The sequence below is a fragment of the Amphritea sp. GJ51-11 genome (assembly GCF_055808735.1).
The window spans coordinates 1757566-1770047 of sequence record NZ_CM147881.1 but is presented as its reverse complement, the minus strand read 5'-3'; the positions used below and the strand labels follow the sequence as shown (position 1 = coordinate 1770047).

Below are 12482 nucleotides of genomic sequence, written 5' to 3'. Positions count from 1 at the left end.
GTGTCAGGTTATTCCAACCGGATTAACCTGACCGCTTATCTTTATTAACCTTTTTAACTCTTTTAACTATCTTAACTGACTGTCTTTACTGCCTCGGCGGTTGATCCCCCCGCACTGACCTCTTGCTGTTCCAGCTTAGTCTGACATTGAATACACAAACGGATACCGGGGATAGCTAAGCGACGTTTCTCGGGAACGACCGCATCGCACTCTTCACATTCGGCTAAACTTTCCCCCGAATTTAAACGACTGCGGGCCAATTGCACAGCGTCGTCAACGCTTGCATCAATTTGATCCTGTACCGCACCATCACGTGCCCAGCCACCTGCCATGATCCACCTTCCCGTTTAATATCACTCTGGTTAATCTGCTTGTGCTATTCAGCCCATCAAGGGTTATCCAATCTGCCGCGCTTTTTCAACGGCGGCGGCCAGTCCTGCATCAATCGACGCGGATAATGTAGAAGCCTGCATAGATTTTAGTCCCGCAGCCGTAGTGCCATCATAATCGATCATGGCATCCACATGGGCTCGAGGAGAAGCCTCGGAATCTGCCAGCATCACGCCACTGGCATGAAACAGCTGCCGTATCGCTCGTTCAGCAACCTTGGCGTTAATACCCTGATCGACCGCATAGTTCACCATACAATCAGCATAGTAAGCCACAAATCCGGGCACTGGGCCGATTAAAGCGGTGAACTGATCAATGTGCGACTCGTCAAACACTTCATCGGTCTGACCAATCGCCTCAAAAACATGGCTCACTGCAAGTCGGTCTGTATCGGTTATCGCCTCGCTGGCAAACCAAGGTGAATATGCCAAGCCTTTTTCAGCGGCAGGACTCGACATCGCCCGTATTACCCGACGACTGCTAGATAGCTGTTGCAGTTGTGCCAGCGTGACACCAGCCATCACCGAGATGATCAAACAATCCCTCTTTGTCGCATCAATGTCTATATTAACGGACAGATGCGGCGGCACCGCCACGATAACGACATCGCACTGCTCGATAACGTCTTGGTTACGGGTGGTACGATTTACCTTAGGGTCAACGGCTTCATGATCAGTAGGAAGACGTCGACTAGACAACCATAGACGCTCGGGTGCCACACCGCTGCGTAATAACCCTTGGGCGATAGCGCCCCCCAACTGACCGGAGCCACCAATAATACCCACGCAAAGATTATCCCGCATATGTCACAACCCCCTTAAAACCCAAGAATCTATCGCTACGTTCACCCGATAATGAATGATCATTCTAGCCTATTGGCGAGTGAAAAAGCGCATCAAAAATCATCGCCGCCAGAGGCTGCTCCCACTGACAGATAACAAACCACCCTCTTGTAGGAGCCCCGTCACGGGGCGATAAACCCAGATAAAATCATCGCCGCCAGAGGCAGCTCCCACCGACAGATAACAAACCATCACCCTATAGGCGCCCTATCTCAGGACGATAACACTCAATAAAATCATCGCCGCCACAGGCAGCTCCCACCGACAGAGAACAAACCATCACCCTGTAGGAGCCCCGTCTCGGGGCGATAAGCCCAGATAAAATCATCGCCGCCAGAGGCAGCTCCCACCGACAGAGAGCAAACCATCACCCTGTAGGCACCCCGTCTCGGGGCGATAAGCCCAGATAAAATCATCGCCGCCAGAGGCAGCTCCCACCGACAGAGAGCAAACCATCACCCTGTAGGCACCCCGTCTCAGGGCGATAAGCCCAGATAAAATCATCGCCGCCACAGGCAGCTCCCACCGACAGACAACAAACCATCCCCTTATAGGAGCCCGTCTCGGGGCGATAAGCCGGAAGAAACTACTGCTAGCGGAGACGACTCGACATTCAGAAGACAGCGCCTCCAACAACAAAAAGCTGTCACTAAGACGAAATAAAAATAAAGGGACTAACAGGGAGGGAAAAGATAGAGGGCAGCGCGGCGTTTCGCACTGCCGAAACAAACGAAGATTAATGCTCTGAGGTAAACAAACCACCGCCATTGCTAGTTAGCCCATCGATGAGATGAGGTTCAAGGGGTACTGTTTGATGGTTTAAATACTCTTTAACGGCTTGTGCCGGGTCGGTTTCATCGGTAATCACCGCTTCAATACCCATCAGGGCGGTCTTACCGATAAAGCCTTCACCCGCGCTGGCGCCAATCAAAGCGGCACAATCAGCTAATGGATGAGGCATATCATTTTTATAATGATGAAACACCAACGCTTTCGGTAGCGATATCAGTTCCAACATTTTCAGATGTGGCTTTCCCAACGGGGAGGCCCCCGTCATATCAGCCTTAAACACAATCCAGTTTTTACACTTACCGACATGTTCGGCTACCGTAACACCATCTCGGCTGGCTACTGCTATTTTCATCTGAATACCTCAATCCACTTACTGAATTTTTCTGATAATTGGTAACTAACGCGCATTAACAATGTGCGCCAGTTTACATAACTGACCACTGAAAACCCTGACTTCGGGCAGTTTTTGCGTTTTTAGGCAAAAAGTGGTCGTTTTTATTGAGTTATTATTAAAATATTGTCTTCAAGCGCCCCTCGATTGATGTTATATCAACCGAGCTGTAAACGTGGCATCGCATCCACTGCGTTTTCCATAGCGACATTCCACTGCTTACGCAGATCTCGCATATAGTCATCATCTTCACCAAACGAACGATAACGCCCGAGGGTCAAACTGCCATGTTGGAGAATATAGAGCTCAATCGGCGGCCCTACGGTGAGGTTACTCTTCAGGGTTGCATCCATCGAGATAAGTCCGCAGACCACAGCGCGATCAATCGACGTACTTTCCTGAATGACCCGATCTAAAATTGGCTTACCGTATTTAGTCTCACCGATCTGTAAAAAAGGCACCTGTGAGGAGCTGACGATAAAATTCCCTTGGGCATAGATCAAATACAGGGCGCTTTGCGTGCCACGAATCTCACCTGATAAAAGGAAGGTCGATTCAAACACCGAACCACCACCGGCTTTTTCCTGCACTTCCAAGCTAATGCTGCCAATATACTCAGCGGCTTGATGCATATCGACGACCGTGAGCAAGCTTGGCTCAGCACCGTTATTGATATCCCGCTCGATATTAGCGATCACCGCCTGTGTAGTAGCCAAATTACCCGCGCTGCACAATACAAACTGCCGCTCACCGGGCACACCGTAACGCCACATTTTGCTATAGCTGCTAATGTTATCGACGCCGGCACTGGTGCGGGAATCGGAAATCATTATGGTCGCTTCGCTTGTTCTGATACCCACACAGTAGGTCACTATACTCTCCTCAACACCTAAGAAAGGCCTCGATTGGCGGTCATTCGTTTGCTCGAATAGCACGAACATTCCGGCCTATATCGTTCAGGCTTTCTGATTTCGCACATTATAAGAGTTTTATAAAACAGAAGTGTTATTTATTTATGCTCATCGGCCTCTTTGGCTCGATCTAAAGTGACTGCTTAGGCGCAAACCCTTAGCCCAGCTGCTTTTCCAGCTCATCGACAAGATAACCCGCCTCGACTGCTTTCTCAGCAAAAACCCCCTGAGCATCAAGCAAACCACGGTTATAAAAATAAGGCCCTATTTCCTTAGCAAAGAACTCGAGTAAAAATTCAGCCTCAAAGCCGCCGATCTCTTGGTCCAATTCATCTTCAAAGTATCGCTTTACCTTGCTGACAATACGGTCGGTCTCATCTTTGGTAAATTTAATCTCACTCATTCGGGGCCTCGGCGTCGCTATGTAGACCACCTATTTTAATCTGAAAGTTCTGCCTAGGCGACCCGCCCTAGCAAGCCGATGCCGCATAGCGATCTAATGAATAGCCATAAAAATGCCCAAAACCACATCGCTGTCGTTTTGGGCGTCACTTCTAGCCTAAGGGTTAGCCTGCTTGCGTTAACTATGGGCCAGTTTCAACCCCACAATCCCCGCGCAAATAAAGCCGAGACTAACAATTTTGAGTATGTCAGCTGATTCATCAAACAACATAATACCCAATGTCGCCGTACCGACGGCACCGATACCCACTCATACCGCGTAGGCAGTACCCACCGGCAGAGTTCGCATCGCCACTCCCAATAAGAGGAAGCTCGCCACCAGCGACATAATAGTGCCGACGGTCGGCCAAAACTTGGTAAAGCCTTCACTATATTTCAGGCCGATAGCCCAACCAATCTCCAGCAATCCAGCCAGCACTAAAATAAGCCAATTCATAAACACCTCTCTGACAACGGGGTCGTCCCAAAATATGACAAGAGCGGTGAGGTCGTCCCCACATCAAAATAAGCGATAAGGCGCTAATCCTGCGCCTCCAAAACGGGATTATAACGATGCTAAAGTCCGTTTTCATCCAACATATAGGAATAGCCGATACTCAAACACGCCGACTAGATTAAAACCAACAACACTTTTTAACATCATAGGTATTACAACCTAAGATCATTAACCCTGCTTTAACCTTGACCTTGTTATGCTTGCCATCTTAATAGACGTATACCCGTATTCTCCTATGCATAGCGTGAATACTCTGCTGTCTGAAGCCTCATCTTTTTATCGACTTATTTAAGGAACATTCCATCATGAAATACTCGCGCTATATCGGGGGGCTAGTACTTATCACCGCTTTAATCAGTGGTTGCCAGCAAGAGACGCCGGCAATGAGAGGCCCAACCGTTCCCGCCGTGTCCTATATTACGGTGACCAGCAGTAGCCACAACATTGACACACAGATGCAAGCACGGGTGGTCGCATCACAGGTTGCTGAAGTACGCCCACAGGTGAGCGGCATTATTCAACAACGTCAATTTGAAGAGGGTAACTTAGTCGAACAGGGGCAACTGCTGTATCAAATTGATCCGGCCAGTTATCAATCGGCTTATAATGAAGCTAAAGCCAATTTAAATAGCGCTAAAGCGGCACTGCACACGGCCAAACTCAAAGACCAGCGCTATGCCAAATTGATCAAACTGCAGGGTATTTCGCAACAGGATGCCGATGATGCTCACGCCGCCTACTTAGAAGCCAAGGCTAACATCGAGAAATATCAAGCGGCTCTGGAAACTGCAGCGATCAACCTTGAACACACCAAGGTCAAAGCCTCTATTTCAGGACATATCGGTATCTCTAGCGTCACCAAAGGGGCGTTAGTTACCGCACAACAAGCCTCAGCTTTGGCGACCATCCGCACCTTGGACCCAATCTATGTCGATATGACCAAGAGCAGCGCTGAACTGTTAAAACTGCGCCAACTGGTTCGTGAGAAAGACGTCACCCAGGGCACCACCGCCGTGACCCTGAAGCTAGAAGACGGCAGTGAGTATGATCATCAAGGCCAACTCAAAATGCAGGAAGTATCGGTGGACGCCTCCACCGGAACCGTTACCCTGCGAGCCGAGTTCCCTAACCCGGATGGTTTATTGTTGCCGGGAATGTTTGTCCGTACTCAAGTCAATGAAGCGGTAGATGAAAACGCCATTCTAGTGCCCCAGCAAGGGATCTATCACAGCGCCGATGGCACCGCTTATGCTTATGTTATTAGTGATGACAACCACATCGAAAAACGTATCGTACAGACCGTTAACGCGGTCGATAACACCTGGTTAATCGCCAGTGGTTTAGCGGTAAATGACAAACTGTTAGTGGAAGGCTCAGGCAAAGTCCGTCCGGGTAGCGAAGTAAAACCGATTCAAGTCGAAATGAATAGCAATGGCTCGATGGTCACCGTGGTAAAACCAAACACTGACACCGCCGCCATCCAAGGGGGAGCGTAACCATGTTTGCTCGCTTCTTTATTGACCGGCCCGTGTTCGCCTGGGTTATCTCCATCGTCATTATGCTGACCGGTATCGCCTCGATTATGTCGCTACCGGTCGCGCAGTACCCCAGTGTTGCGCCACCGGTGATCAGTGTCAAAACCACCTATACCGGTGCAGATGCCGCCACGGTTGAAAACAGTGTCACACAAATATTAGAACAACAGCTAACCGGCCTTGATGGGTTACTGTACTTCTCCTCATCCAGCACCTCGGACGGTTCAGCCTCGGTCAATATCACCTTTGAACAGGGTACGGACCCTGACTTCGCGCAGGTTCAGGTGCAAAACAAGGTGCAGCAGGTTAATTCTCGCTTCCCTGAATCGGTGCAATCTCAAGGTGTTACGGTCACCAAATCAAACACTGATTTCTTACTGGTTACGGCGGTCTATGACACCACCGACCAAGCATCCGCGTTTGATATCTCGGATTACATCGCTTCCAACATGGAAGACTCCATCGCCCGTATCCAAGGTGTCGGTGATGTTCGCGTGTTCGGCTCACAATATGCCATGCGTATCTGGTTAGACCCGACTAAACTGGCCGCCTATGAGTTGATGCCCTCCGATATCACCAGCGCACTGGCTGCACAGAACGTGCAAGTGCCCGCCGGTAAGATCGGTGCGATACCAACACTGGCTAACCAAGAACTGAATGCCACCGTGACCGCTCAGTCGATGATGTCAACGCCGGAACAGTTTCGCAATATCATCATCAAATATGACGCTTCTGGAGCGAATGTACGTTTAAGCGATGTGGCTCGAGTTGAAATTGGCAGTGAAAGCTATAGTGCAATTCCCCGCTTAAACGGCCACCCGGCATCCGGTATTGCCGTGATGTTATCACCGGGCGCCAATGCACTCGATACCGCCACCCGGGTGAAAGATAAAGTAGCCGAGCTAGAAGCGAATTTACCCGATGGTTACGCCGTCACCTTCCCCCGTGACAGCACTGAATTTATCAAAATATCCATTAGCGAGGTGGTACAAACCCTCGCGGAAGCGATCGTATTGGTCGTCTTGGTTATGTGGCTGTTCTTACAAAACTGGCGGGCAACGCTGATCCCAGCGATTGCCGTACCAGTCGTGTTATTAGGCACCTTTGGTGTGTTGTCAGGGTTTGGCTTCTCGATTAATACCCTGACGATGTTTGGTATTGTGTTGTCCATTGGCTTGCTGGTCGATGACGCGATCGTGGTGGTGGAGAACGTCGAGCGATTAATGCGCGAGAAAAACCTCTCACCACGGGATGCCACCATCGAGTCGATGTCAGAGATCAGCAGTGCCTTGGTCGGCATCGCCGTGGTACTCTCAGCGGTATTTTTGCCGATGGCCTTCTTTGGCGGCTCGACCGGTGTGATCTATAAGCAGTTCTCGATCGCCATTGTCTCCTCCATGACACTGTCGGTCATTGTTGCCCTGACACTCAGCCCAACGCTATGCGCTAGCCTACTCACCAAAACAGAACACAGCAGCGACGGCAAAGGCTTTTTCGCCGCGTTTAACCGGATGTTTGATCGCCTGACCGCCTCTTATACCGGCCATGTACAGGGCATTATCAGCCGCAAAGTCCGCTGGGTGCTAGTGTACGGCGTCATTGTGGTCATCCTCGGTCTGCTGATCGTGCGCTTGCCAACCAGTTTCTTACCGCAAGAGGACCAAGGCAGCACCATGTTCCAAATTAGCCTACCGGCGGGTGCATCGATCAAACGTACCCGTGCCGTGGCTGAACAGGTCGAGCAATATCTGGCTGAAAATGAATCCGATATTGTCCTGCGCGCCTTCTCTATTTCCGGCTTTAACTTCTCCGGTAGCGGGCAAAATGCAGGCTTAGGTTTCGTATCTTTAACGCCTTGGGATGATCGTACCCAAGAGGATCAAAGCGCCGATGCGTTGATTCAGCGTATGAATAAGAACCTCTCCTCCATCCGCGATGCGAATATTTTTGCCCTATCACAACCGGTTATTCGCGGCTTAGGTCAAAGCAACGGCTTTACCTTCGAGCTACAAGCCACTGCGGGGACTAGCCGTGAAGAGTTAACCGCCTTAAAAGATGAACTCATCACACAGGCACGTCAGAGTGGTTTACTCACCTCTATCCGCGAGGGCGCCTTGAGTGTTACACCGCAACTTAAAATTGATATCGATAACGGTAAGGCGACCGCGCTCGGCTTATCATTATCCGATGTCGCCAGCACCCTCACCTCGGCTTGGGCAGGCACCTACGTCAATGACTTTATCGATGACGGTCGCGTGAAGAAGGTTTATGTCGCCAGTGATGCAGCCTTTCGGGCGAAACCTGAAGACCTAAATCAGTGGCATGTGCGTGGTAAAAATGCCGATGGCGAAACCACCATGACTCCCTTCTCGGCCTTTAGTAGCTCTTCATGGTCGAGCACGCCACAGAGCTTGTCACGCTTCAATGGTATCGCCTCCTATGAGATACAAGGCGCACCGGCCAGTGGCGTTAGCTCCGGTCAGGCGATGGACGAAATGGAGCGTCTAACCCAAGAAGTGGGCCAGGGTAAATTAACCTATGCTTGGAGTGGTTTATCCTATCAAGAGAAACTCTCTAGCGGCCAATCGACTCTGCTCTATGCGATCTCGATCTTAGTGGTTTTCCTCGCACTAGCCGCCCTGTATGAAAGCTGGTCGGTGCCGCTGTCGGTTATTCTGGTCATCCCCCTCGGTGTAGTGGGTGCAGCATTAGCGACCAGTATGCGTGGACTGGATAACGACATTTACTTTCAAGTCGCGCTATTGACGACCATCGGACTGGCCTCTAAGAATGCCATTTTGATAGTCGAGTTTGCTGAAGCATCCTATCAACGGGGCATGTCGTTAGTCGACGCCGCCGTGCACGCAGCCAAACTGCGTCTACGGCCGATCATTATGACTTCGCTGGCCTTCATCTTTGGTACCTTGCCGTTGGCACTATCTTCCGGCGCAGGAGCTAACAGCCGGATCTCGATTGGTACCGGTATTGTCGGTGGTACTTTCACCGCCACCATACTAGGGATATTCTTTGTACCGATGTTCTTTGTCTTGATCCGCAGCCTCTTCCCGAAAAGACGTCCGGTGTATGCCGACGCGATCAATCATGAGGACAACACCCATGACTAAGTTAATGGTTCCTCGCAGCATACGTATACTACCGCTAGCAGGTGCCATCCTGCTGGCCGGGTGTAGCTCTCTGGCGCCGGATTATGCCCGCCCAACATTACCCTTGACCGATGAGCTGCAAAACCAATCGGTTGCCGATAGCCAAGGCTTATCGAATCAGCAAGCGATGCAGTTGCCTTGGCAAAGCTTTATTAAAGAGGCGCGTTTAACTCAGGTGATCGAGTTAGCACTGAGCAACAACCGTAGCCTGCGCCAAACCCTGGCCGATGTTGAAGCCGCCCGTGCCAGCTATCGAATTCAACGGGCCGATCTGTTGCCTCAACTCAATGCGGGTCTCAGTGGCACACGCAGTGAATCGTCCGGCACGATCAGCTCAAGCTATGAAGCTGAGGTGGGTTTAAGCGGCTATGAGATCGACCTATTTGGTAAGAATCGCAGCCTTAGCGATGCCCAAATGGAAGCTTACTTAGCCAGTGAAGCAACGGCGAAAGCCGCCAAGATCACCCTGATTAGTGAGATCGCCAATGCTTGGTTAACCTTGGCTGCCGATCAAAGCGCTCTGCAACTCGCCAACGAAACCCAGCGTAATGCAAAACAGGCGCTGGCCATTACCCAGCAACGCTTAACCCTAGGGGTCGATTCACAGATCGATATGGTCAGTGCCGAGACCGTTTATCACAGCGCCCGCGCCGATATCGCCCTGTATACCACGCAAGTTGCACAGGATCGCAATGCATTGCGCTTGCTGGTTGGTGAGCACGTCGATAGCAGCTTATTGCCGCACGCCTTACCCGACAGTGATGCATTGGTGACGGACGTGCCTGCGGGGCTATCATCGGCGGTGTTGTTGCAACGACCGGATGTGTTAGCCGCCGAACACAGTTTAAAGTCGGCTAATGCCAGTATTGGCGTCGCTCGGGCAGCGTACTTCCCTTCCCTGTCATTAACCACAACCGGCGGGATCGCCAGCACAGTATTGGGTGATCTGTTCAGCGGTGGCGCTTCATCTATCTGGACCATCGCACCGAGCCTCAGCCTGCCTATTTTCGATGGAGGTGCCAATGATGCAGGTCTCGCCTATAGTGAAGCCCAGCAGCGTAAAAGTCTGGCGGCCTATGAATATGCCATTCAAACGGCATTCAAAGAGGTGACCGATGCACTCGCTCGACGAGCCACCATACAGGCACAGCTCAATGCCCAGGAAGCCCTAGTGGCATCCGCCAACCGTCATTACACCTTATCCTTAGCGCGTTATGAAAATGGCGTTGATAGCTTTCAAAATACCCTTGAGGCTCAGCGTACCCTGTATAGTGCCCAGCAAGCGTTAATCAGCACTCGACAGACCGATCTGGATAATCGTATTACACTGTATCGAGTATTGGGTGGCGGGTTAGCAGAAAGTGATACGACGCAGGGCTAAACTCGGCGCAACAGTGTCACATGTAAACAACCGCAAGGCCGCAGTGTACACTGGGTTTGGGATTAAAGGCCCAGAGGAATGAGGAGTCTTTGTTAAATGATCAACGTACTACTGGTTGAAGATGATATTGATCTTGCAACCACCATCGTCGATTACCTCGATATTGAGTCCATTAACTGTGATCACGCCAGCAATGGCGTCATGGGGTTAAACCTGATCCAGCATAATCATTATCAAATGATTATGCTGGATATAAATATGCCCAAAATGGACGGTTTAACCCTATGCAATACCTTGCGCGAGCAAGGTATGGATATCCCAGTCCTCATGCTAACCGCCCGCGACAGCCTAGAGAATAAACTCCAAGGCTTTGCTGCCGGCAGTGATGACTATCTGGTCAAACCCTTTGCCATGAAAGAGTTGGTGGCGCGGGTACAGGTGCTTGCCAAACGCCGCAGCGGTGAAGTTAAACGGTTGGTACTCGGTGATTTAAGCCTTGATTTAACCCAGCGTACCGCCCTGTTACAACAACAACCGTTAAAGCTATCCCCCCTCGCCTTTAAATTAGTAGAGGTGTTAGTGCGCGCCAGTCCTCAATCGGTAGATCGACAGCAAATTATGCAAGCGGTATGGGGCGATGAACAACCTGATAGTAATAGCCTAAAAGTGCATATCTATCACTTGCGCAAACAACTAGAAGCAACGACCAGCAACATTAAGCTAGAGACGATCGCCGGTGTCGGCTTTGCCATTAAAGAACAGCATGAAGGAGCAGTAGAGTGAAAATTAGGCCAAGCCTACGGCTGTATTTCTTTATCAGTGTCGTGCTGCTTGGCTCAGTGATGGCGATCGGCTTTTCGCTGTTAAGTGTGAATTACTTTATCAATGGTCTTGATAAAGGGATCATTGGAGTGATGATCGATATCGCCAAAACCACTGATGTTAAAGAGGGCCAGCCAGTTGATGTGATCGGTTTTAATGTCGCTAGTCGTTGGCAGGACACCCCGGAGATTATTCAGCAGCAGTTTGTTTCGCCACCGACAGAGGCCAATCAATTGCAGAAGCTTAAAGAACAATCGTCGATCTTTTCAATTCCTGAAAATATCTATTTTGTCGTGTTAGTTAACACGCCGACAGGCGAGCAACGCTTTGTATCCAAAGTCATGCTAGAAAAAAATCGAATGGCTCATCCCGGCGCTAAAGACCCTAAAAACCGCTTATATTGGGCTATTTTTACCGCACTGATCGCCATCGCTGTGTTTACCTTTGCGTTAGTCATGATCATGCAAAAAATTGCTAAGCCGATCGAATCATTAAAAAACTGGGCCAAATCACTCAACCAAGAGAAGATTAAAAAGTCCCCCCGGATTTCAGTTATAACGAATTGAATGTCTTGGCCGCTTTAATTCAGAGCAGCTTAACCTCGGCACATCAAGGCTTGGAACGGGAACAACGCTTTTTAAGTTACGCCAGTCATGAATTACGCACCCCGATTTCGGTGATTCGTAGCAATGTGGAACTGCTGCAACGGCTGAGTGAAAAATCCCCTCTGAGTGATAAACAGCAGCTGACGTTAGAACGTATTCAGCGTGCTGGCCTGACCATGAGCGATCTAACCGACACCTTACTCTGGCTGAGTCGTAACGACGATCAAGACGTCGCCCTAACGCCCATCAACCTGTATGCAAAAATAAACCTGTTATGTGACGAGCTGCGTTATCTGCTCAACGATAAAAGCGTCACCGTCGATATTCAAGGCGCTGAGTATTCGCTACAGGTCGATGTCACCGCCTGTCATATTGTGCTTAGTAACCTGATTCGCAATGCCTATCAGCATACACAATATGGCCAGGTGCAGATCACCCAGCAAGGTAGCCGAGTGACCATCATTAACCGTAATGACAATACTGACTCCGCCACACCGCGACAAGCAGCCCCAGCCAATCAAGTAGCATTAGGCTACGGCTTAGGGCTGCAACTGAGTGAAAAAATCATCAAACGTCACGGATGGTTTTATGAAATCGCAGATGTGAAGGGCCAATACCAGGTTACTGTTGATTTTGCCTTCACACAGAAACACTAACCTAACTGCGGCCTTTAGCTAATCGACAACCCAAG

The 12482-nt window shown here is 50.1% G+C and carries 12 protein-coding genes and 1 pseudogene; 6 read left to right on the top strand and 7 right to left on the bottom strand.

The annotated features are described in order from the left end of the window. Nucleotides 1–66 precede the first annotated feature (66 nt). The 7 genes and pseudogenes from AC0L4K_RS07700 to AC0L4K_RS07670 form a co-directional block, all read right to left on the bottom strand. Nucleotides 67–332: pseudogene (locus AC0L4K_RS07700) on the bottom strand (DksA/TraR family C4-type zinc finger protein). 63 nt (nucleotides 333–395) lie between these two features. After that, on the bottom strand, nucleotides 396–1193 hold the full coding sequence (locus AC0L4K_RS07695; RefSeq protein WP_473268846.1) for a pyrroline-5-carboxylate reductase family protein: 798 nt from the start codon (nucleotides 1191–1193) through the stop codon (nucleotides 396–398). A 775-nt stretch (nucleotides 1194–1968) separates the two neighbouring features. After that, nucleotides 1969–2376: a NifB/NifX family molybdenum-iron cluster-binding protein gene (locus tag AC0L4K_RS07690; RefSeq protein ID WP_417227965.1), complete on the bottom strand. Its 408-nt coding sequence runs from the start codon at nucleotides 2374–2376 to the stop codon at nucleotides 1969–1971. 197 nt (nucleotides 2377–2573) lie between these two features. Further along, complete coding sequence (locus AC0L4K_RS07685; RefSeq protein ID WP_417227964.1) at nucleotides 2574–3287, bottom strand: Ntn hydrolase family protein; 714 nt, start codon at nucleotides 3285–3287, stop codon at nucleotides 2574–2576. Between the two features lie 196 nt (nucleotides 3288–3483). Then, a complete protein-coding gene (locus AC0L4K_RS07680) occupies nucleotides 3484–3729 on the bottom strand; it encodes a DUF2164 domain-containing protein (RefSeq protein ID WP_417227963.1) in 246 nt (81 codons plus the stop codon). 177 nt (nucleotides 3730–3906) lie between these two features. Further along, nucleotides 3907–4038, bottom strand: a complete 132-nt coding sequence (locus AC0L4K_RS07675; protein WP_473268845.1) for a DMT family transporter — start codon at nucleotides 4036–4038, stop codon at nucleotides 3907–3909. Beyond that, nucleotides 4039–4224 (bottom strand): DMT family transporter, encoded by a 186-nt coding sequence (locus AC0L4K_RS07670; protein WP_473268844.1) that lies wholly within the window; start codon nucleotides 4222–4224, stop codon nucleotides 4039–4041. 365 nt (nucleotides 4225–4589) lie between these two features. On the opposite strand from AC0L4K_RS07670, the gene AC0L4K_RS07665 reads away from it, so the two are divergent. From AC0L4K_RS07665 to AC0L4K_RS07640, 6 genes are all read left to right on the top strand, one after another. Next, nucleotides 4590–5780, top strand: coding sequence for an efflux RND transporter periplasmic adaptor subunit (locus AC0L4K_RS07665; RefSeq protein ID WP_417227961.1), 1191 nt, complete (start codon nucleotides 4590–4592; stop codon nucleotides 5778–5780). 2 nt (nucleotides 5781–5782) lie between these two features. Continuing rightward, nucleotides 5783–8944, top strand: a complete 3162-nt coding sequence (locus AC0L4K_RS07660) for an efflux RND transporter permease subunit (protein WP_473268842.1) — start codon at nucleotides 5783–5785, stop codon at nucleotides 8942–8944. After that, on the top strand, nucleotides 8937–10364 hold the full coding sequence (locus AC0L4K_RS07655) for an efflux transporter outer membrane subunit (protein ID WP_473268841.1): 1428 nt from the start codon (nucleotides 8937–8939) through the stop codon (nucleotides 10362–10364). The genes AC0L4K_RS07660 and AC0L4K_RS07655 overlap by 8 nt, the downstream gene beginning before the upstream one ends. 96 nt (nucleotides 10365–10460) lie before the next feature. Beyond that, nucleotides 10461–11147 (top strand): response regulator transcription factor, encoded by a 687-nt coding sequence (locus tag AC0L4K_RS07650; RefSeq protein WP_417227958.1) that lies wholly within the window; start codon nucleotides 10461–10463, stop codon nucleotides 11145–11147. Next, nucleotides 11144–11752, top strand: a complete 609-nt coding sequence (locus AC0L4K_RS07645) for a hypothetical protein (RefSeq protein ID WP_473268840.1) — start codon at nucleotides 11144–11146, stop codon at nucleotides 11750–11752. The genes AC0L4K_RS07650 and AC0L4K_RS07645 overlap by 4 nt, the downstream gene beginning before the upstream one ends. A 5-nt stretch (nucleotides 11753–11757) precedes the next feature. Beyond that, nucleotides 11758–12447 carry a sensor histidine kinase gene (locus AC0L4K_RS07640; RefSeq protein ID WP_473268839.1) on the top strand — a complete coding sequence of 230 codons (690 nt, stop codon included), beginning with the start codon at nucleotides 11758–11760 and terminating at the stop codon, nucleotides 12445–12447. Nucleotides 12448–12482 lie beyond the last annotated feature (35 nt).

Coding starts and splice junctions, on each gene's coding strand:
- AC0L4K_RS07695 (WP_473268846.1), bottom strand. CDS start 1,193: ATGCGGGATAATCTTTGCGTGGGTATTATTGGTGGCTCCGGTCAGTTG.
- AC0L4K_RS07690 (WP_417227965.1), bottom strand. CDS start 2,376: ATGAAAATAGCAGTAGCCAGCCGAGATGGTGTTACGGTAGCCGAACAT.
- AC0L4K_RS07680 (WP_417227963.1), bottom strand. CDS start 3,729: ATGAGTGAGATTAAATTTACCAAAGATGAGACCGACCGTATTGTCAGC.
- AC0L4K_RS07670 (WP_473268844.1), bottom strand. CDS start 4,224: ATGAATTGGCTTATTTTAGTGCTGGCTGGATTGCTGGAGATTGGTTGG.
- AC0L4K_RS07665 (WP_417227961.1), top strand. CDS start 4,590: ATGAAATACTCGCGCTATATCGGGGGGCTAGTACTTATCACCGCTTTA.
- AC0L4K_RS07660 (WP_473268842.1), top strand. CDS start 5,783: ATGTTTGCTCGCTTCTTTATTGACCGGCCCGTGTTCGCCTGGGTTATC.
- AC0L4K_RS07655 (WP_473268841.1), top strand. CDS start 8,937: ATGACTAAGTTAATGGTTCCTCGCAGCATACGTATACTACCGCTAGCA.
- AC0L4K_RS07650 (WP_417227958.1), top strand. CDS start 10,461: ATGATCAACGTACTACTGGTTGAAGATGATATTGATCTTGCAACCACC.